22 protein-coding genes, 2 tRNA genes, 1 other RNA gene and 1 pseudogene are annotated in these 19,054 nt (G+C 73.5%); 11 read left to right on the forward strand and 15 right to left on the reverse strand.

Going from position 1 to position 19,054, the window contains the following annotated elements:
• Window positions 1-115 precede the first annotated feature (115 nt).
• Complete coding sequence (locus H505_RS49200; RefSeq protein WP_084550690.1) at window positions 116-979, forward strand: hypothetical protein; 864 nt, start codon at window positions 116-118, stop codon at window positions 977-979.
• 3 nt (window positions 980-982) lie between these two features.
• On the opposite strand, the gene H505_RS0123360 is transcribed toward H505_RS49200, so the two are convergent.
• The 6 genes from H505_RS0123360 to ffs all read right to left on the reverse strand — a co-directional run bounded on the left by H505_RS0123360 (window position 983) and on the right by ffs (window position 6,394).
• Complete coding sequence (locus H505_RS0123360; protein WP_026403910.1) at window positions 983-1,651, reverse strand: TetR/AcrR family transcriptional regulator; 669 nt, start codon at window positions 1,649-1,651, stop codon at window positions 983-985.
• A 455-nt stretch (window positions 1,652-2,106) separates the two neighbouring features.
• A complete protein-coding gene (locus tag H505_RS43915; protein WP_051301081.1) occupies window positions 2,107-2,688 on the reverse strand; it encodes a DUF5063 domain-containing protein in 582 nt (193 codons plus the stop codon).
• The gene (recR, locus tag H505_RS0123380; RefSeq protein WP_026403912.1) at window positions 2,681-3,280 is read right to left on the reverse strand and encodes a recombination mediator RecR; all 600 of its coding nucleotides are present in this window, start codon (window positions 3,278-3,280) and stop codon (window positions 2,681-2,683) included. Before recR ends, H505_RS43915 begins: the two co-directional genes overlap by 8 nt.
• 126 nt (window positions 3,281-3,406) lie before the next feature.
• Complete coding sequence (locus H505_RS0123385; protein ID WP_026403913.1) at window positions 3,407-3,817, reverse strand: YbaB/EbfC family nucleoid-associated protein; 411 nt, start codon at window positions 3,815-3,817, stop codon at window positions 3,407-3,409.
• 152 nt (window positions 3,818-3,969) lie between these two features.
• Entirely contained in the window at window positions 3,970-6,261 is a 2,292-nt protein-coding gene (locus tag H505_RS0123390) for a DNA polymerase III subunit gamma and tau (protein WP_026403914.1), read from the reverse strand.
• 37 nt (window positions 6,262-6,298) lie between these two features.
• Window positions 6,299-6,394, reverse strand: an RNA gene (gene ffs / locus H505_RS48565) — signal recognition particle sRNA small type.
• A 59-nt stretch (window positions 6,395-6,453) separates the two neighbouring features.
• Between ffs and H505_RS0123395 the strand changes: the two genes are divergently transcribed.
• On the forward strand, window positions 6,454-6,813 hold the full coding sequence (locus tag H505_RS0123395; RefSeq protein ID WP_051301082.1) for a DUF952 domain-containing protein: 360 nt from the start codon (window positions 6,454-6,456) through the stop codon (window positions 6,811-6,813).
• Window positions 6,814-6,823: 10 nt separating this feature from the next.
• Window positions 6,824-6,908, forward strand: a tRNA-Ser gene (locus H505_RS0123400).
• A gap of 324 nt (window positions 6,909-7,232) precedes the next feature.
• Here the strand turns inward: H505_RS0123400 and H505_RS0123410 are convergent.
• Window positions 7,233-8,225 carry a helix-turn-helix transcriptional regulator gene (locus tag H505_RS0123410; RefSeq protein WP_026403916.1) on the reverse strand — a complete coding sequence of 331 codons (993 nt, stop codon included), beginning with the start codon at window positions 8,223-8,225 and terminating at the stop codon, window positions 7,233-7,235.
• A gap of 102 nt (window positions 8,226-8,327) precedes the next feature.
• Here H505_RS0123410 and H505_RS0123415 point away from each other — a divergent pair, with 102 nt between their 5' ends.
• The 3 genes from H505_RS0123415 (at window position 8,328) to H505_RS0123425 (ending at window position 10,130) form a co-directional block, all read left to right on the forward strand.
• Window positions 8,328-8,729, forward strand: a complete 402-nt coding sequence (locus tag H505_RS0123415) for a VOC family protein (protein WP_026403917.1) — start codon at window positions 8,328-8,330, stop codon at window positions 8,727-8,729.
• A gap of 213 nt (window positions 8,730-8,942) precedes the next feature.
• Window positions 8,943-9,698, forward strand: a complete 756-nt coding sequence (locus H505_RS0123420; RefSeq protein WP_026403918.1) for an SDR family NAD(P)-dependent oxidoreductase — start codon at window positions 8,943-8,945, stop codon at window positions 9,696-9,698.
• 120 nt (window positions 9,699-9,818) lie between these two features.
• On the forward strand, window positions 9,819-10,130 hold the full coding sequence (locus tag H505_RS0123425; protein ID WP_026403919.1) for a type II toxin-antitoxin system VapB family antitoxin: 312 nt from the start codon (window positions 9,819-9,821) through the stop codon (window positions 10,128-10,130).
• Window positions 10,131-10,142: 12 nt separating this feature from the next.
• On the opposite strand, the gene H505_RS43920 is transcribed toward H505_RS0123425, so the two are convergent.
• From H505_RS43920 to upp, 7 genes and pseudogenes are all read right to left on the reverse strand, one after another.
• On the reverse strand, window positions 10,143-11,435 hold the full coding sequence (locus H505_RS43920; RefSeq protein WP_084550696.1) for a CynX/NimT family MFS transporter: 1,293 nt from the start codon (window positions 11,433-11,435) through the stop codon (window positions 10,143-10,145).
• 246 nt (window positions 11,436-11,681) lie between these two features.
• A pseudogene (locus tag H505_RS43925) lies at window positions 11,682-12,344 on the reverse strand (FadR/GntR family transcriptional regulator); the annotation flags it as partial.
• Window positions 12,345-12,483: 139 nt separating this feature from the next.
• A complete protein-coding gene (locus tag H505_RS0123440; RefSeq protein ID WP_026403920.1) occupies window positions 12,484-13,923 on the reverse strand; it encodes a helix-turn-helix transcriptional regulator in 1,440 nt (479 codons plus the stop codon).
• Between the two features lie 113 nt (window positions 13,924-14,036).
• Entirely contained in the window at window positions 14,037-14,549 is a 513-nt protein-coding gene (locus tag H505_RS0123445; protein ID WP_026403921.1) for a PH domain-containing protein, read from the reverse strand.
• 7 nt (window positions 14,550-14,556) lie between these two features.
• Window positions 14,557-14,715, reverse strand: coding sequence for a hypothetical protein (locus H505_RS50685; RefSeq protein WP_169528856.1), 159 nt, complete (start codon window positions 14,713-14,715; stop codon window positions 14,557-14,559).
• A 74-nt stretch (window positions 14,716-14,789) separates the two neighbouring features.
• Window positions 14,790-15,050, reverse strand: a complete 261-nt coding sequence (locus H505_RS0123455) for a hypothetical protein (RefSeq protein WP_026403922.1) — start codon at window positions 15,048-15,050, stop codon at window positions 14,790-14,792.
• A gap of 226 nt (window positions 15,051-15,276) precedes the next feature.
• Window positions 15,277-15,915 carry a uracil phosphoribosyltransferase gene (upp, locus tag H505_RS0123460; protein ID WP_026403923.1) on the reverse strand — a complete coding sequence of 213 codons (639 nt, stop codon included), beginning with the start codon at window positions 15,913-15,915 and terminating at the stop codon, window positions 15,277-15,279.
• Window positions 15,916-15,999: 84 nt separating this feature from the next.
• Here upp and H505_RS43930 point away from each other — a divergent pair, with 84 nt between their 5' ends.
• The 5 genes from H505_RS43930 (at window position 16,000) to H505_RS0123485 (ending at window position 18,079) form a co-directional block, all read left to right on the forward strand.
• Window positions 16,000-16,347, forward strand: coding sequence for a hypothetical protein (locus tag H505_RS43930; protein ID WP_034519508.1), 348 nt, complete (start codon window positions 16,000-16,002; stop codon window positions 16,345-16,347).
• A 182-nt stretch (window positions 16,348-16,529) separates the two neighbouring features.
• Window positions 16,530-17,015 carry a tRNA adenosine deaminase-associated protein gene (locus H505_RS0123470; RefSeq protein ID WP_026403925.1) on the forward strand — a complete coding sequence of 162 codons (486 nt, stop codon included), beginning with the start codon at window positions 16,530-16,532 and terminating at the stop codon, window positions 17,013-17,015.
• Window positions 17,016-17,077: 62 nt separating this feature from the next.
• Complete coding sequence (locus H505_RS0123475; RefSeq protein ID WP_026403926.1) at window positions 17,078-17,515, forward strand: tRNA adenosine deaminase-associated protein; 438 nt, start codon at window positions 17,078-17,080, stop codon at window positions 17,513-17,515.
• A gap of 28 nt (window positions 17,516-17,543) precedes the next feature.
• Window positions 17,544-17,981 carry a tRNA adenosine(34) deaminase TadA gene (gene tadA, locus H505_RS0123480; protein WP_034519562.1) on the forward strand — a complete coding sequence of 146 codons (438 nt, stop codon included), beginning with the start codon at window positions 17,544-17,546 and terminating at the stop codon, window positions 17,979-17,981.
• Window positions 17,982-17,991: 10 nt separating this feature from the next.
• Window positions 17,992-18,079, forward strand: a tRNA-Ser gene (locus tag H505_RS0123485).
• A 51-nt stretch (window positions 18,080-18,130) separates the two neighbouring features.
• On the opposite strand, the gene H505_RS0123490 is transcribed toward H505_RS0123485, so the two are convergent.
• Window positions 18,131-19,030, reverse strand: coding sequence for an alpha/beta fold hydrolase (locus H505_RS0123490; RefSeq protein WP_026403928.1), 900 nt, complete (start codon window positions 19,028-19,030; stop codon window positions 18,131-18,133).
• Between the last annotated feature and the right edge of the window lie 24 nt (window positions 19,031-19,054).

Below are 19,054 nucleotides of genomic sequence, written 5' to 3' on the forward strand. Positions count from 1 at the left end.
GCCACCAACGAGCACAGTCAGTCACTTTTGATATACGCAGTGTGACTGATGGCCCCCCGGCGCCGCCGTCCGACGCGGCGGCGCAGCGCTCCACATCGCTGATCGGGGGGATCGCATGACACGGCCGCCGCACGACCCGCACCCGCACGCCCGCGCACCGGAGCCGGCCGGACCGCTCCGCGCCGCCGACCGGCGAAAACCCGGGCGCTTCGACCTCCGCCGCCCCGTGCCGCGCCTGCTCGCCCTCGGCGCGGGCACCCTGCTCGCCGCCACGGCGATCATCGTGACGACGTCCGCGGCCGCGGCCGCCGCTCCGGCGGACGGGCCTCCGGTGCCCACCGACGCCGCGCCGCTGCCCATGGGCCGCCCGGCGGCGCCCGTCTTCCCGAACACCGGTCCCGGCACCGAGCCGGACGCCGGGGCGACCAGCTCGATGGTCGAAATCCTGCAGGCGCCCGCACAGGACGCCCCGCCCGCACGGAACGGGCGTCCCGCCGAGGCCGCGGAGGCGAGCAGGAGGGCGCCCGCCGCCCGGAAGCCGGCCGCCCGCCCGGGGAAGCCGGGCGGCCTGGCGCCGCCGTCGAAGACGATGCACCTCGACCACGCGTTCGTCACCGACGTCCTGCGGTCGCGGGACATCGAGTGGCGGTCGACCGGGAACTGCTCCGACCGCGAGAAGCCGACGTGCACGTCCTTCGACGGGCTGCGCTGGACGACCCTCGACGGGCTGCTGCGCTTCGCGGACAAGAGCGGCTGCCGGATCGTCGTCACCGGCGGCACCGAGCGCGGCCACGCCCCCGGCCGCCACAGCCACTACAACGGCTACAAGATCGACATCGCGCCGACCCCGTGCGTCGACCGGGAGATCGAGGGCTACGACCGCGAAGGCGTCCGCGGCGACGGGTCGAAGCTGTACCGGTCACCCGAAGGCGGGCTGTACGCCCGCGAAAGCGACCACTGGGACATCACGTATACGTGACGGTCAGGCCCGAACATCGCGGATGATGTCCACGAGTTCCCGGGTGACCGACTTGAACCCGGGAATTCGGGACATCGCCACCATCCGGTTGACCAGCGGCACGGTCCGCTCGACGAGCAGGTACGTCTTGCGGCAGCCCGGTGAGCTGTCGTGCACCCAGTAGAGGACGATGCCCATCGAGTACAGCCACAGCAGCTCCGGCAGTTCCTTCCGGAACTCCTTGTCGACCTTCAGATCGGAGCCGTCGACCACCTCGCGGTAGATCGCGACCGCCGAGTCGCGCGCCGGCCCCGACTCCGCGCTGAACGGATTCAGCGGGCTCGTCGGCTCCGCCGCGAACTTGAAGAACTTCCCGGCGAACTGGTGGTACGGCACCATCGTGTCGACGCGCGCCCGCAGCACGCCCAGCAGCCGCGCCGCGAACTCCGTCTCCGCCTCCAGCACGGCCCGGCACGCGGCGACGTGCTCGTCCTGCAACTCGTCGTAGTACGCCTGGATCAGCTCTTCCTTGGAGCCGAAGTAGTAGTAGGCGTTCCCGACCGAGACGCCCGCCTCCTTGGCGATCGCGCGCATGGTCGTCGCCTCGTACCCGCGCTCCCGGAAGAGCCGCAGCGCCGTCTGGACGATCAGCGCGCGGGTCTGCTCGGACTTCACCGCCTTCGTCTCGGTCACGCCTGCCACCCTACGGCCCGGAACGCCGCGCGGTCAGTCGACGACCGTCCGAACGCACGGCGCCGCCCCCGAGCCCAGGCACCCGCGCCCGCGCCCGCGCCCGCGAAGCCCTACCGCCGACGCCCGTCCCCGGTGAGCGGAATCTCCACGGCCGTCTGTCCCCTGCCGCTTCCTTCTCCGATGAAGAGGTGGAAACGCACCGTCGCGGGCTCCTGCCCGGCGGTGGTGCGAAGGCAGACCGGCGCGGACGAGACGGTCGTCCCGTTCGCCGGAACCGTGATCTGCCCTCTCCCGTTGCTGCACCCTTCGGGGCCCGGCCCCGCGAGCATTGCTCGGGAACCTCCCCGCACGCCATGGTCCGCCGCGACCGTCCGGGCGTGGAGCGCTTCGGGCTCGCGGTCACGCCCGAGGGGGACCGGTTGCGGCTGGACGAACCGGCGCGGGAGCTCTGACCGCTACTGGGCGGCGGCGACCTCTTCGGCGGCGGCGGCGACCTCTCCGGCGATCTCCTCGGACACGTTGAGGCGGACGTTCGCGACGACGGCGTGGAGGGCGCGGAGCGCGGCGCCCGCGTGGTTGCCCCAGTGGTTGAAGTACGAGTACTGCCACCACCACAGCGCCTCGAGGGGGCGGTCCTGCCGGTAGTGGCGCAGCCCGTGGACGAGGTCGCTGGCGACGTCCACGAGGTCGTCGGAGAGCCGGTACGCGGTCGGCTCGGTGTCCTTGTACGGGTCGAACACCTCGACGTACTCGTCGACGGTGACGAGGCGTTCGGCGAGGCCCGTCCGGACGGCGTCGAGATCGGGGTCGTCCCCCATCTCGGGCTCCCAGTTGTCGGGCAGGATCACGTCCGCGCTGGCGCCGAGCTGCGCGCCGGCCAGAATGATCTGCGACACCTCCAGCAGGAGCAGCGACACCGTCTGGGTGCCGCCGTCGCCGCGCGCGACGGCTTCCAGGCCGTTGAGGTAGTTCTCGACGTGCTTGGCGACCCGTTCGGCAAGGGCCGTCCACTCCTGCGGGCTGTTGGTGTCAGACATCGAGCAGCCTCCGTCCTTCGAATGCGCGGCCAAGCGTCACCTCGTCGGCGTATTCCAGATCGCCCCCGACCGGCAGGCCGCTGGCCAGCCGGGTGACTTTCAGGCCCATGGACTTGACGAGCCGCGCGAGGTAGGTCGCGGTCGCCTCACCCTCCAGGTTCGGGTCGGTGGCGAGGATCAGCTCGGTGACGGTGCCGTCCGCGAGCCGCTGCATCAGCTCGCGGATGCGCAGGTCGTCCGGGCCGACGCCCTCGATCGGGCTGATGGCGCCGCCGAGCACGTGGTAGCGGCCGCGGAACTCCCGGGTCTTCTCGATGGCGACGACGTCCTTGGACTCCTCGACCACGCAGATGACGTGGGGGTCCCGCCGGGCGTCGCGGCAGATCCGGCATTCCTCTTCCTCGGCGACGTTCCCGCAGGTCTTGCAGAAGCGGACCTTGTCCTTGACCTCCTTGAGCGCCTTGCCGAGGCGGTCCACGTCGGCCGGATCGGCGGCCAGGAGGTGGAAGGCGATCCGCTGCGCGCTCTTGGGGCCGACGCCGGGCAGCCTGCCCAGTTCGTCGATGAGGTTCTGAACGACCCCTTCGTACAACGGACCTTTCCTTCCGTTCGGGTTCTGGTGGACGTGCGGCGCCGGGGAGGCGTCAGGGACGCCGCCGGGGACGTCGCCGGGGAGCAGCCTGGCGGAGAGGCTGGCGGGGAGGCTGGCGGGGAGGCGTCAGCGGCCGCCGCCGCCGAGGCCGGGGAAGCCGCCGGGCAGGCCGCCGCCCTCACCGCCGAGTCCCGGCATGCCGGGCATGCCGCCCCCGCCGCCGAGGCCCTGCGCGAGCGGGCCCATCTTCTCCTGCTGCAGCTCGCGGGCCTCCCGGCCGGCGTCGCGGATCGCGGCGAGCACCAGGTCGGCGATCGTCTCCGCGGTGTCGGCCGGGTCGTCGGGGTCGACGGCCTTCGGGTCGATCGTCAGGCCGGTGATCTCACCGGCGCCGTTGACGGTCGCCGTGACCAGGCCGCCGCCCGCGGTGCCCTTGACCTCGGCCTCCGACAGCTCGCGCTGCGCGGTGAAGAGCTGCTCCTGCATGGCCTGCGCCTGCTGGAGCAGTTCCTGGATGTTCAAACCACCGGGTTCCACGGTGCACTCCTTCTTCCGGCCCCTCGTGAGGGCCTTCTCTCTGGTGACCCCGCCGACCACCGGACGTCCGTCCCCCGAGACTACGGGGTCGCGGCGCGCGGCGGTAAGTGCGGACGGCGGTGCGCCGGTCCCGATCGGGCGCGCGGCTCCGGTCAGGAGTTGTCGATCTCTTTGATGATCTGTCCGCCGAGCTCCCGCTGGATGAGCGCCATCCCGCTCATCTCCGCCTCGAGCCCGTCCGCGTCGGCGTCGCCCTCGGGGTCCACCTCGTCGCTCTCGTCCATGGGGGCGGGCTCGGGCGGCGGCGGGGGCTCGTCCGGCGGCGGGGGCGGCGGACCCGGGTGGTGGACGGGCGCGCCCGCTCCCCCGCCCGGTCCCGGTCCCGGTCCCGCGCCCGGTCCGCGTCCCTGGGCGGGCGCGGGGGCGGGGGCGGACGGGTCGGGGGCGGGTCGCGGCGGAGTCTGCGCAGGGGCAGCCGGGGCGGGGGCTGAGGCGGGGGTGTGGCCGGGGGCCGTGCCGAAGCCTCCGGTGGGGCGGCCGCCGCCCGGGCCGCCGAAGCCGGACGGTCCGGGCGACCCGCCGCCGGGGCGTCCGCCGCCGCCCGCCGGGGGCGCCGAGTTGCCGACGACGGTCTCGATCCGCCAGTCGACGCCCATCCGCTCCTTGAGGACCTCGCGGACGACGACGTCGCGACCCCCGTTCACGAAGCCGAGGCGCCGTCCGTCGGCGTCGAAGCCGAGGGTGAGGACCTTGCCGTCCAGCCCGACCGGATGGACCCCGGCCATGATGACCATCCAGGTGGCGCGGCTCTTCTGCTTGACGGCCTCGACGACGTCGGGCCAGTACCGCTGGATCGTCGAGAGGTCCGGGCCGCCGTCGGCCGCCGCCGGGGCGGGGGCGGGGGCGGGGGCTTGGGGAGCCGCTTGGGGCGCGGGGGTGGGAGCGGAGGGGGCCTGGGCGGGTGCCTGCCCGTGGGGCTGCTGGGCCTGGGCGGCGTGCGGCTGGGCGGGGGGGCGCTGGTCGTGGCCCGCGGTGGGGCGGCCGTCCGGGGGCGGAGCGGCTTGCGCGGTGCGGGAGTTATCCACAGGGCGCGATTCTGCGGGCGCGGGTGGGGTGGGGCGGTTGACACTGGAAGTGGGGTCGCCCCCCTGGGCGGGCGGGGGCTGTACAGGGGCCGGTTGCCCAAGCCCCCCAGCCCCGCCCCCGGCACCGCCACCCCCGAACGCGCCACCGGCACCGCCGCCGACGCCCGCGCCCCCGGCGCCACCGCCGCCGAAACCGCCCTGGGACGCCTGGCGCTCCAACCGGTCGAGGCGTGCGAACATCGACGCCTCGTCCTCGTACGCGCCCGGCAGCAGGATCCGCGCCGCGATGAGCTCCAGCAGCAGCCGCGGGGACGTCGCGCCGCGCATCTCCGTCAGTCCGGTGTGCAGCAGGTCGGCGGCCCGCGTCAGCTCCCCGGGGCCGAGCGAGGACGCCTGCTTGCGCATCTGCTCCAGTTCGTCCGGCGGCGCGTTCAGCAGCCCGGACCCGGCCGCCTCCGGGACGTTCGACAGGATGACCAGGTCGCGGAGCCGTTCGAGCAGGTCGGCGGCGAACCGGCGGGGGTCCTGGCCGCTCTCGATGACCCGGTCGATCGCGGCGAAGACGGCGGCGCCGTCCCGGGCCGCGAACGCGCCGATGACCTCGTCGAGCAGCGTCGAGTCGGTGTAGCCGAGGAGGGAGACGGCCCGCGCGTAGGTGATGCCGTTCTCGTCCGATCCGGCGAGCAGCTGGTCGAGGATCGACAGGGTGTCGCGGGCGGACCCGGCGCCGGCGCGCACCGCCAGCGGCAGCGCGGACGCCTCGTACGGGACGTTCTCCGACTCGAGGATCTCCTCGACGAGCTCGGTGAGGGTGCCGGGCGGGATCAGCCGGAACGGGTAGTGGTGCGTCCGGGACCGGATCGTCCCGATGACCTTCTCCGGCTCGGTGGTCGCGAACACGAACTTCAGGTGCGGCGGCGGTTCCTCGACGAGTTTCAGCAGCGCGTTGAAGCCCTCGCGGGTCACCATGTGCGCCTCGTCGATGATGTAGACCTTGAAGCGCGCGGAGACGGGCGCGAAGAAGGCGCGTTCGCGGAGGTCGCGGGCGTCGTCCACACCGCCGTGGGAGGCGGCGTCGATCTCGATGACGTCGATGTGCCCGGTGCCGGTCGGGCCGAGCGCGACGCACGAGTCGCACTTGCCGCAGGGGTCCGGGGTGGGGCCGTTCTCGCAGTTCAGGGAGCGGGCCAGGATGCGGGCACTGGACGTCTTGCCGCAGCCGCGCGGGCCGCTGAAGAGGTACGCGTGGTTGATCCGGCCGTTGCGCAGCGCCTGCTGCAGCGGTTCGGCGACGTGCTCCTGCCCCTTGAGCTCGGCGAACGTCGCAGGCCGGTACTTGCGGTACAGAGCCAGACTCATCGGGGGTCCGCCCTCCTCAAGAGCAGAGCGTCAGAAACGAAAGGACCCCCCGCACACCCGCCAGAGCCTGCTTATCCTTGCTGCCTTCCGGCCCTGGGGAGGTTCACAGGGTGACGCCATGCGAGGGGTCTGCTCAGAGTCTATGGCATCCCGGCCCGGGATTGGCACGGTTCCGGCGTTACTCTCCGCCTCATGGGCGACTCCGATACCGCTCCGGCGCGGCGCACACTCCTGCACATCGCGGAACGACGCCATTGGGAACCGGCGAGGGACGCGGGTGTGTCGTACCGCATGTCCACCCTCGGACGGACGCTGGACGACGAGGGCTTCGTGCACTGCTCGTCCGACATGGACCAGGTGCGAGGCGTCCTCGACCGCTTCTACAAGGGTGTGGACCGGGACGAGCTGGTCCTGCTGGTGATCGACGTGTCGCGGCTGGGCGGCGCGCCCGTCCGGGACGAGCCGGTGGGGGACGGGGTGTTCCCGCACGTCTACGGTCCGATTCCGGTGGGGGCGGTAATTGATGCGCGACCACTGCCCGGTACCCGGTAGGCTGTCCTGCGGAGGATTCGCCTAGTGGCCTAGGGCGCACGCTTGGAAAGCGTGTTGGGTTCACGCCCTCGCGAGTTCGAATCTCGCATCCTCCGCTCGCCCTTCGGGGCGCACGACGTCGAAGGCGGCACCCATCGGGTGCCGCCTTCAGTGTTTTGTGGCGCGTGTCGGTCGCCACAGCCGAAGAGACACTCATGTCTATATGGCTGCCTCCAGTCGCGCGTTCTGGGAGGTGCCCGATCCGACTTCCCCTTGGGCCGGGGAGTGGGGCCTGTTCACTGTACGTCCTGGACGGCAATCTCATGGGGGACGTGTCGCTGAACGGGGACCTGGGCCGGTCGGGGTGCCGGGCGAAGGCCCGGGAGGTCGCCGGGGCGGCGATCGCGGCGATGCCGCCGCGCTAGGGCACCGTCGGTCGGTCAGGCGCGGCGTGCGGAGGACGCGAGGCGTTCGGCGAGTGCGGCGACGAGGTCGCGGAGCTCGTCGGGCCGCTCGATGGCGAACGGCCGGTCGAGCGAGGCCAGAACCGGGGGCAGCCAGTCGAGCCGCTCCACCCGCAGCCGAACACGCAGCCAACGCTCATCCGCAGACTCCCGCTCGCCCGTCGCGGGGTCGTGCTCATCGATGGTGGCGATGGTCGCTGGGAGGCGGGTGCGGATCTGCTCGACCGTCCCGTGGATTCGCAGGGTGACCGTGTGCCGGTACTCGGCCGCGGCGAACGACGTCAGCAGGCGCTCGGCGGGGGCGGGAGCGGCGGGCGCCTCGAACGAGCCGGGGAGGGTCCGCGCGTCCGCGATGCGGTCGAGCCGGAAGGTGCGGTCCTCGCCGATGCGGGCGTCCTGGCCGGTGACGTACCAGCGGCCGGCATGCGCGACGATCCCGTACGCGTGCAGGGTGCGGTCGCTGCGCCGCCCGTCGCGGTCGGTGTAGCGGACCGAGACCGGCCGGCGGTGGCGGACCGCGTCGGCGACGGTGAGCAGGGCCTCCGCGTCCGGGGTGCCGGACGCTCCGGGCGGTTCCGTGAAGGCGAGCGACTCCCGGACCGCGTCGAAACGGCGGGCGACGCGCTCGGGCAGCACGCGCCGGATCTTCGCCGCGGCGGTCTCGCCCGCGGTCTCCTGCGCGGTCGTCAGCCCCGACCGGCGTCCGGCGACGAGGCCGAGCAGGACGGCCAGCGCCTCGTCGTCGCTGAACATGAGGGGAGGCAGGCGGTACCCGGGGGCGAGCCGGTATCCGCCGTAGCGGCCGCGCACCGATTCCACGGGCACGTCCAGGTCGATGAGGTGGTCCACGTACCGCCGCACGGTGCGCCCTTCGACGCCGAGGCGGTCGGCGAGTTCGGCCACGGTCCGGGTGCCGCCCGACTGCAGCAGCTCCAGGAGGGTCAGAACGCGGGTGGTGGGGCGGGACATCTCCACAACCTAACGCGAATACTGGACCGATTCTGTCCACTATCCCTCCTAGCCTGCACGGCGCAGGGCACGCACGCCTCGCACACGGCCAAGGAGATCCCAATGAAGTTCACTTCGATCCGCATCATCACCGGTGACGTGAAGCGCCTCGTCGCGTTCTACGAGCGGGCGACGGGGGTGCGGGCGGCGTGGGCCGGCGAGCACTTCGCCGAGATCGCCACCGCGGGCGGCACTCTCGCGATCGCCGGCACCGCGACCGTCCCGCTGTTCGCGCCGGGCTCCGCCCGTCCGGCGGACAACGGCAGCGTGATCACCGAGTTCCTCGTCGACGACGTGGACCGCGTCTACCGGGACCTGGCCGGTGCCGTCACCGACGTCGTCGCCGAGCCCGCCACGATGCCGTGGGGCAACCGGTCGCTGCTGTTCCGCGACCCCGACGGCAACCTCGTCAACTTCTTCACCCCCGTCACCCCGGAGGCCGTCGAGAAGTTCGCGGCGCGCTGACGCGGCGCGGCACGCCACCGCCCGTCCCGCCCACCGGCCGGATCCGCGGGATCGCCGCGCCGGCCGGCGGTCCGGGGCGCGCCGCCGGGACGCCGGTACCGATCAGCGGTACCGGCGCGTCCGCGCCGTTCCGCCCCTGCTTACGGTGAGGGTGTCGGCGCGCGGATCGGCGGCCGATGGGACGCGAACGGGACGAACGAGGGGCGGGACGGCATGGGGAGCGGCGGTCTGGACGGGAAGACGGCGATCGTCACCGGGGGCGCGTCGGGCATCGGGGAGGCGATCACCCGGCTGTTCGTGGAGCGCGGCGCCCGGGTCGTCGTCGTGGACCTGCAGCGGGACGCCGGGGAGGCGCTCGCCGGGGAGTTCGGCGGCGCGGTGGTGTTCCGCCAGGGGGACGTGTCGGACCGGGCCGTCGCGGACGGCGCGGTCGCGGCGGCCGCCGAGCGGTTCGGCGGGCTCGACACGCTGGTCAACAACGCGTCCGCGTCGCGGCAGCGTCCGTTCGCCGAGCAGACGGACGACGACTGGCGGCTCGCGATGGACAGCGGGCTGGGGGCGACGCGGAACTTCATGCTGGCGGCGTTCGAGGAGCTGAAGAAGGCCGACGGCGCGTCGGTGGTGAACTTCGGGTCCGGTGCCGGGCTGGACGGGCAGCGGAACCAGGCGTCCTACGCGGCCGCGAAGGAGGCGATCCGGGGTCTCAGCAGGGTCGTGGCGAACGAGTGGGCGGTGCACGGGATCCGCGTCAACGTGGTCTGCCCGATGGCGAAGACCGCCGGTGTCGCGCAGTGGGCGGAGGCGCACCCGCGGCAGTACGCGGAGTCGGCCGCGAAGGTGCCGCTGGGCCGGTTCGGGGACCCGCTCCGGGACGTCGCGCCCATCGTCGCGTTCCTCGCCGGGGACGACGCCCGGTACATGACCGGCCAGACGGTCATGGCCGACGGCGGGGCGATCAAACTGCGCTGACGCAAAATACTCACAGGGTCGCTGACCTGCGATGTAATTGGTTTACACCCGAGGTGAAAATGGTGACCCGGGTAGTTGCGTTTCTTTCTGCGACCGCGTCCGACACCGTAGACTCATGGGGTGATCTTCAAGGCGGTCGGCGTGGGAAGGCCCTATCCGGACCACGGGCTCTCGTCCCGGGACTGGGCCAAGATCCCCCCTCGCCAGGTCCGCCTCGACCAGCTCGTCAGCACCAAGCGGGAGCTCGACCTCCAGTCGCTCCTCGCGAAGGACTCGACCTTCTACGGCGACCTGTTCCCCCATGTCGTCCAGTGGCGCGGCGAGATGTACCTGGAGGACGGCCTGCACCGCGCCCTGCGCGCGGCCCTGCAGCAGCGGACCGTCCTGCACGCCCGCGTCCTCGACCTGGACGCCGTGGACCTGCGCCGCTGACCCCGGCGCGGGTCAGCGGGTGCGGGCCGGGGCGGGGACGGCGATCTCCTTCGCCTCGACGAGCGGTCCGCCGCCGCCGAGGCGGATGAAGCCGGGGCGGGCGGCGAGCAGCCCGAAGGCGATCTCCGGGACGACCAGGGCGAGCAGCAGCACGAGCGAGACGTCCCAGCCGCCGGTGGCGCTGTGCAGGACGCCCGCCGCGAGCGGGCCGGCGCCGGCGAGCAGGTACCCGCCGGTCTGCGCCATCCCGGACAGCCGCGCGGCGACCGACGGGCTCGGCGACCGCAGGCTCAGCAGCGTGTAGGCGAGCGGGAAGGCGCTGCCGACGCCGAGGCCGAGCGTGACCGTCCACACCCAGCCGGCGGACGGCGCGAGGAGCATGCCGCCGATGCCGACGACCATCACGGCGCCGATCGCGGCGACGACGGCGCGCTGGTCGCGGAGCCGGGCGGCGAACACCGGGACGAGGAAGCCGAGCGGGATACCGACGATCATCATGACCGAGACCATCATCCCGGCCGTGGCGGGCGCGTACCCGGCGTCCTGCATCATCTCCGGCAGCCAGGACATCAGCACGTAGAACATCAGCGAGGCCAGGCCCATGAACACCGCGACGCACCAGGCGAGCGGCGAGCGCAGCAGGGAGCCCTCCACCGGGCGGGCGGCGCCGCCGGGGACGTCCGCCGCCTCGGCGGCGCGCCGGCCGCGGAGCGCGAGCGGGCCCCACACCAGCGCGGCGACCAGGGACGGGACGGCCCAGACGGCGAGCGCGAGGCGCCAGCCGCCCGCGTGGTCGAGCGGCACGGCGAGTCCGGCGGCGACGGCGCCGCTCGCGGCCATCAGCATCATCGCGACGCCGGTCAGGGAGCCGACGCGGCGCGGGAACGCCCGCTTGATCACGGCGGGCAGGAGGACGTTGCCCATCGCGATGCCCGCGCCCGCGAGGACCGTTCCAAGGTAGAGCGCGGGCGCGTACGCGACGACGCGCAGCAGGATCCCCGCGGTGATCATGACGAGGGAGCCGGCGATGGCGGCCTCGGTGCCGAGCCGGCGGGCCAGCACCGGCGCGAGGGAGGCAAAGACGCCGAGGCACAGCACCGGGAGCGTGGTGAGGACGCTCACCCCGACGCCGGACAGCCCGAAGGCGTCGCGCAGCTCGCCGAGCACCGGGGAGATCCCGGTGATCGCGGCGCGCAGGTTGACGGTGAGCAGCACCAGCCCGGCCAGGGCCCAGGCCGCGGTGGCGCGTGACGCCGCCGGGGCGGGGGTCGCCGTCGTGGCGGAGGGGTTCGAGGACGCGTTCATTTCACCTTCGTCGTGCGCTCGCGGCGCGGCTCCACGGAACGGGAATCGGTGGGAGGAATCGGGCGTGTCAGAGCGACGGCCCGCGATGGGGAGGGAGGGGGCCCGCTGGGCGGTGTCTCGCTACGTGGCGGCCCCGGCCCCGCCGGGCGTCCCGACGGGGGGCGGCGGCTCCGGCGCGCCCGGCACGACCGCGCTCGCGGGCCCCGCGCCGGGGGCCGCGCCGTCGGGGGCGTCCGCGTCGGGGGCGGCGGAGGCGAGGATCCGGTCGAGGCAGGCGTGCGTGGCGCGGGTGGCGGCCTCGGCGTCGCCGGCCTCGATGGCGCGGGCGATGGGCCCGTGCGGGACGTCCGCGTGCCGCAGCAGGACGCCCGCGGCGCCGATGCTCGCGCGCAGCGCGGTGCTGAAGTCGCGGTAGAGGTCGGTGAGGACCCGGTTGTGGGTGGCGTCGACGACGGCGGTGTGGAAGGCGAGGTCGGCCTCGACGAACGCGGCGTGGTCGCCCGCGGCCCAGGCGGCGTCGCGGCGGGCGAGGGCGACGGCGATCGCGGCGGTGTCGGCCTCGGTGCGGCGGCCGGCGGCGAGCCGGGCGGCCTCCACCTCCAGCCCGCGCCGGACCTCGAGGATCTCGATGAGCTCGGCCTTCTCCAGGCGCCGCCGGACGGCGCCGGACAGCTCGCTGGTGGCGCGCACGTAGGTGCCGTCGCCCTGCCGGCTGTCGAGCAGCCCCGCGTGGGTGAGAGCGCGGACGGCCTCGCGGACGGTGTTGCGGCCGACGCCGAGGGTCTCCGACAGGACCGGCTCCGGCGGGATCTTCCCGCCGACCGGCCAGACGCCGTTCGCGATCTCGTCCCTCAGCTGGTCGATCACCTGGTCGACGAGCGAGGAGCGGCGCGTGGTGCGCAGCGTCATCGGCGGTCCCCTCCATCACCCGGCCGCAGTCAGCCGGTCATCCCATGTCTCCATGGTAGGACCACCGGAGGCGTGCGTTTATTCCGCGCCGCGGCGGAGCCGCGACGGGGCCGGGCGCCGGGACGGGCCCGGACGGGCGTCAGACGCGGCCGAGGTCGCAGTTGGCCTCGTGCGGGCGGCCCGCGCGCAGGCCGGTGGCCTCGAGCGCCTGCCGGTACGCGGCGGCCGCGCTCTCGCCGTCCTTGACCAGTTCGAACAGCTCGCCCATGTCGCGCAGCAGGTGCGCCGTCGTCCGTCCCGCCGGGAGCGTCTCCAGTTGCCCGGACGCGGCCTGCAGGACGACCTGCGCGGCCTGCGGGTCGCCCTGCGCGACGCGAGCGCGCGCGAGGACGAGACGTGCCCGGACGGCCGTCCGGGCGCGGGCCACGAGGTCCTGTCCGGGCTGGGGGGCCAGCGGACGGGCCAACGCGGGGCTCGGCGGCTGCAAAGCGAACCCGGTGTCGAGGAACCGCTCGAGCCCCGCGATGGCCTCGTCCAGGCTCCCGACCAGGACGAGCGCGCGCGCACGGGTGATCGCGGACTCGGTGGCTTCGGCGCCGGTGAGCGCGGACGTCCGGTCCAGGAGTTCGAGCGCCTCGCGGGCGGCGTCGGCGGTCCCCTCGGGGCGGGGGCGCCCGAAGGCGTCGGGGACGATCGAGGGGTTCTCCGCCGAGAACGGCGCGACGCCGCGGAGCAGCGCCTTGGCGGCGGCGAGGTGCAGGCGGGCGTCGGCGCGCGGCGGGGCGCCCTCGGTGCGGGCCGCGAGGGCCTGGTCGGCGAAGTACAGCGAGTCGCCGATCGCGCCCTCGTCGAGCGCGCGCAGGCTCGCACGCTGGTAGTGGACGCTCGTGGGCTCGTCCGCGCCCTCCGGGTACAGGAGCCGGCGGCCGATCTCGTGCGCGCGCGCCGGGTCGGACCGGTCCACGTACGCGAGGAGGAGGACGCGGCCCGCTTCGGTGTGCTCGCGGCCGACGCCCAGCCCGACGACGCGGAGGCGCTCCATGGCGCGCTCGCCGAGCGCGATGGCCTGCCCGAGGTCGCCGACGGTGTGGTAGCAGCGGGCGAGCGCGATGACGGCGGGCAGCGTGCTGACCCGGCCGGGGTCGCGTTCGGCCTGCTCGCGCAGCTCCTCGAACAGGCCGATGGCGAGGTCGGTGCGGCCGAGCTCTTCGAGGGCGCGGGCCCGGCCCCAGCGGGCGCGGGAGGTGAGGTCGGGGTCGTCGCTGCGCGCGATGACGTCGTCGAAGCCTTCTTCGGCGGCCGCCGGGTCACCGCCCAGCAGGGCGAGGTGCGCGTGGCGCTCCCGGACCTCGAGGTGGGTGCGCTGCTCCGGCTCGACGCCCTCGGCGAGGTATTCGGGCGTGCAGCCGAGGCGCTCGGCCAGCATGCGCAGCACGGTCGGGGTCGGTGTGCGCTTGCCCGACTCGATCAAGGAGATGTAGCTGTCGGAAAGGTCGTGACCGGCGAGCTGTGCCTGCGACAAGCGTCTGGTCAGCCGCAGGTTGCGGACACGTTCGCCGACATTGCCTGGACCCGGCATGTGGACTCACTTAGCGGAAGTAATCAGGCGGCTGGGGTGCCGACATGATTGCACATTGCGGGTTAACGCACATCGAGAGTAACGAAGCGGGCCGCGGTCGGGCGCGGGTTCGGCTAGTCGTCCGGGTTCTTGTTGGGGAAGATCATCTCGCAGACCTCGAGATACAGCTGCTCGGGGTAGGGGAGGTAGTCGATGTTCGTGAGGGCCTGGTCCTGGCCGGCGGACTCCAGGACGAACTCGCCGTAGCCCAGCATCCGGCCGGTGATGGAGCGTTTGAAGCTCATGTCGGTGACCTTGGCGAGCGGCATCATCGCGACGCTGCGGGTGAGGATTCCCGTGGTGAGCAGCATGCGCTGGTTCGTGATGACGAAGTAGTCGACCGACCATTCCGCGACGCGCCACACGAACCAGGCGAGCAGCGCGAGCCAGCCCCACCAGATCCACATGATGACGGCGCCGACGGTGTTGACCAGGACGCCCGCGATGATCAGGCCGCCGAGGACGAGCCCGACCGGGACCATCAGGACCGCGGGGTGCCGGCGGACGGTGATGACCTGGTTCTCGTGCGGCAGCAGGTACTTGTTGACGGACGCGGGGGCGGAGTCGCCGGGGGTGACCAGTCTCATCGCGGCCTCAGCCGACCGCGTTGATGAAGGTGATCACGGAACCGGCGGCGCCGGCGAGCCCGCCGGCCACGGTCTCGACCGACCGCGTGGCGCCGTCCGGCTGTGTGACGACGTAGAACGCCACGAAGGCCGCCGCGGCCAACGTCAGGTACTTCTTGGCGGGCACGGCTGCCTCCCGGAGCACTTGACTCGAGACCCCGGATCAGTTTCGCACAGCCGCCACCCGCGGCAAAGGAAGGTCTATGGCGCGTTGTCGAGAGATGACCGGCGCGCCGTGCGGCGCTTCTCGGCCGCGACCGCCGCCAGCACCTCCAGGTGCCGGCGCGCGATCCGTTCGACGAGGTCGGCGGGCGCCGACCCGACGACCTCCTCGGCGCCGTACCGGGCCGCGGACACGCAGCGGGTCACCGTCTCTGCGGCATGCACCCCCGCGAACTCCTCGGTCAGCCGCTCGCCGATCGCCGCGTAGCGCGGCAGGTCCCCATCCCCGTGGTGAGCCATTGCGACATCCTCGAGCTCGCTCACGCCGCCCGGTCCGTAACGGTCCCCTGTGCCGCGGCGGCGGAGGGGAACGCGCGCTGGCGTTCCGTGGGGGTTCAATACCCCCTACCAGGGCCGACGAACATCTTCGGGCACCCTTTGCGACCGCGTGGTCATCCGGACGGACGGCGCACGGGCCGCACGCGGACGGCCCGCGGACGGCGCGACGGGCGGGCGGCGGGAGCGGTCAGACGACGCCGTAGAGCCGGTCCCCCGCGTCGCCGAGGCCCGGCACGATGAAGCCGTTCTCGTCCAGGTGCGAGTCGATCGCGGCGGTGACGACGCGGATCGGCGCGGTGATGTCGGTGAACGCCTGCTCCAGGTGCTTCAGCCCCTCGGGCGCCGCCAGCAGGCAGATCGCGGTGACGTCGGTGGCGCCGCGCTCGCACAGCAGCCGGATCGCGGCGGCGAGGGTCCCGCCGGTCGCGAGCATCGGGTCCAGGACGTAGCACTGCCGGCCGGACAGGTCGTCGGGCAGCCGCGTCGCGTACGTCTGCGCCTGCAGCGACCCCTCGTCGCGGATCATGCCGAGGAAGCCGACCTCGGCGGTCGGCAGCAGCCGGGTCATCCCGTCCAGCATCCCGAGGCCCGCGCGCAGGATCGGCACGACGAGCGGCTTCGGGCTGGCGAGCTGGACGCCTTCGGCGTCCACCAGCGGGGTGGGCACCGTGACCTCGGCGACCCGGACGTCGCGGGTGGCCTCGTAGGCGAGCAGGGTGACCAGCTCGTCGGCCAGCCTGCGGAACGTGGGCGAGTCGGTGCGCGAGTCCCGCAGGGTGGTGAGCTTGTGCGCGACGAGCGGGTGGTCGACGGCGAGGGTCTGCATGCGCACACGGTAGCCGACATGCGGCGTTCGTCCGGTCCGGGACGAGGCAGGATAGGACGCGGATGAGCTGGGCACGAAAGCGGTATGAGCCGCGACAGCGATCAGCAGCCGATGCCGCCGGGGCCGGCCCGCGACCCCGCGCCGGACTCGACGCCCGAACCGTCCGTGAGCGACGTCACACCCGCCCGGCCCTCCCCGGACCGCCGCGCCGACACCGAAGCCCGCCCGGGGGACGAGGGGCGCGGGGCGTCCCGTCCCGGTCCCCAGGGGGACATCTCGCCCGAGGAGGTGCGGGAGCACCTGCGCCGCCGGGCCGTGTTCCTCCGCGAACTCGCCGAGGCCCGCGAGCTGCGGCGCCGCGTCACGCCGCACCGGTCGCGGCGCGCCCGCATCCACGCGGCGCTGCGCCGCCGCACGTTCCGCATCAACTGACCCGTCCGCCGCGGGAGGTGCGGCCGGTCCGCCCCCGGCGCCGATCGAGTAGGTTCGTTGCGCCGGGTGCCGCGACGCGCCGGGCGTCCGCGCCGGCCCGCCCCGAATTCGGCGGTGGGACGTACGGGGGCGCCCCGCATCTGCGAACATGCCCTGGCAGGAACCGCGCCGGTGGGGTGGACATGACGGATGTGGACGCGACGGACTTCGCCGTCGTGGTGTACCGGGAGGACGAAGCCTGGGAGGCCGAGGTGCTCCCGGTGGCGCTGACCGAGGACCTCGCGGGGCTGATCCATGCCCTGCGGCAGCAGCCCAGCCTGGGCGGCACGATCGGGCTGGTCGCGGTCGGCGACGACTTCTTCGTGGCGATCCGCCTGCTCGGCGACGAGGTGATGGTGTTCCTGTCGGACGTCACGGCGTCGGTGGACTGGCCGCTCGCCACGCAGGTCCTGGAATACCTGGACATCCCCGTCCCGGACGACGAGGAACTCGACCAGGTCCTCCCGGTCGGCGACATGTCGATCTTCGCGGATCTCGGGCTGGACGAGATGGAGCTCGGCGCGATCTCCGGCGACCTCGAGCTGTACCCGGACGAGATGCTGCTCAGCATCGCGGGCCGCATCGGTTTCGCCGCCGCGTTCGAGCGGGCCGCCGACACCGTCGCCTGATCCGCGGGACCGCTCGCCCGCACGGGCGTGACCTGGGGAACCCGTTGGGTAACAATGGACGCGTGTCCTCTTTCGCCGCAGTCTTCGCACGGACCCCGGAGGGCTGGGTCGGCGCCGAGGCCGTCCTCGCCGAGGCCGCGGACGCCGACGACGTCGCCGACCTGATGCGGGAGGCGGCCGTCGAGTCGTACGGCGACCCCGTGCTGCTGCTCGTCGAGGAGGACGACGACTGGTTCGCGGTCGTCCGGCTGGACGGCCAGGAGGAGCCCCGCGCGTACGTGTCGACCGTCCGCGAGGACGGCCTCGGCCCCCTGTTCCACCAGCTCGTCGGAGAGGTGCCGGACGGCGCCCCCGGCGGCGACCCGGCCCTGCTGGACGACCTGGGCGTCGACGCCGGCGGCCTCGCCGACCTCGGCGAGCGGTCCCTGCCGGGCGACGCGCTGCTGGCGGTCGCCGAGCGGGCCGGGTTCGGCGAGGAGTTCGACCGGATCCGTGACTGACGACCCCACCCCCGGGCTCGTCCCGGCGATGCGGCGCGCGCTGGACGAGGCGCGGCGCGCGGCGGACGCGGGCGAGATCCCCGTCGGCGCCGTCGTCCTCGACCCGTCCGGGGAGGTCATCGGCACGGGCCGCAACGACCGGGAGGGCGGCGGCGACCCGACGGGCCACGCGGAGATCGTCGCGATGCGGGCGGCGGCGTCCGTCCGCGGCGAGTGGCGGCTGTCGGGCTGCACCCTCGTCGTGACGCTCGAACCCTGCACGATGTGCGCGGGCGCGACCGTCCAGGCCCGCATCGCCCGCCTCGTCTACGGCGCGGTCGACGAGAAGGCCGGTGCCGTGGGCTCGCTGTGGGACGTCGTCCGCGACCGCCGGCTCAACCACCGGCCCGAGGTCATCGCGGGTCTCCTCGCCGACGAGTGCGCCGCTCCGCTTATCGAGTTCTTCGCACGCCGCCGCGTCCGGTAGGCTCTTCCGCGGTGGTGTCGCCTAGTGGACGAGGGCGCACGCCTCGAAAGCGTGTGAAGGGCAACCTTCCGTGGGTTCGAATCCCACCACCACCGCCACCGCGAAGGGCCGCGACCGTCTCCGGTCGCGGCCCTTCGCCGTTCGTGCCGTCAGGCGGCCGCGGCCTTCTCCGCGACGCCCCCGATCGCCTTGACGGCGACGTCCGGCTGGTCCACGTACACGTAGTGGCCGCTCTTCTCGGCGACGGTCAGCTTGCTCGCGCTCGACAGCTCCAGCCACTTCTTCTGGCCCGCCGTCCACGCGTCCTCAAGGCCCTGGCCGTACCGGGGGACGGCCGCCAGGTACGGCTGCCCGTGCTTGATCACCTCGACGGGGATGCTCCCGGCGGACTTCACCGGCCCGTCCTTCATCACGAGCTGCTCGGGGTTCTGCCCCTGCGCGACCGCGATGTTCTGGGCGCGCAGCTCCGCCGCCGGGCCCGTCGCCGACTCGGGGATGATCCTGCTGACGTCGGTGGTCATCATCGCCGGCGTGGCGTCCATCAGGACCAGGCCCTTCACCCGGTCGGTGTGGTCGGGGGCGTACCGGGCGGCGATCAGTCCGCCCAGCGAGTGCCCCGCCAGCACCACCGGACGGTCGCCGGCGACCTGGTCGAGCACCCCGGTCAGCACCTTCCCGGTGCTGTCGAAGCTCTGCGGCCCGTCCGGCTTGGCGCTCGCGCCCGACCCGAGCCGGTCGTAGGAGCACACCCGGTACTCGGCGCTCACCGACTTCTGGAGCGCGGCCAGCTTGTCCACACCGTCGCCCGCACCGTGCAGGAGGACCACGACCGGCTTGCCGTCCGCGAGCTCACCGGAGCACGACACGTTCACCGACTTGCCGTCCACGTCGAGCTTCTCGGCGCCCGTGAACGTCGCGGCCTCCGCCTTCGGGCTCGCGGCCAGCGGGTCCCAGTTCTCCAGGTCCTCACCGTCGCAGCCGACGAGCCCGGCGCCGAGCACAGCGGCGGAGAGGGCGGTCAGAGCAGCGGTCTTGACGGTGCGGAACATCGTGGTCCTCCATAGCGGGAGCGG

Source organism: Actinomadura rifamycini DSM 43936, from assembly GCF_000425065.1.
Classification (GTDB): domain Bacteria; phylum Actinomycetota; class Actinomycetes; order Streptosporangiales; family Streptosporangiaceae; genus Spirillospora; species Spirillospora rifamycini.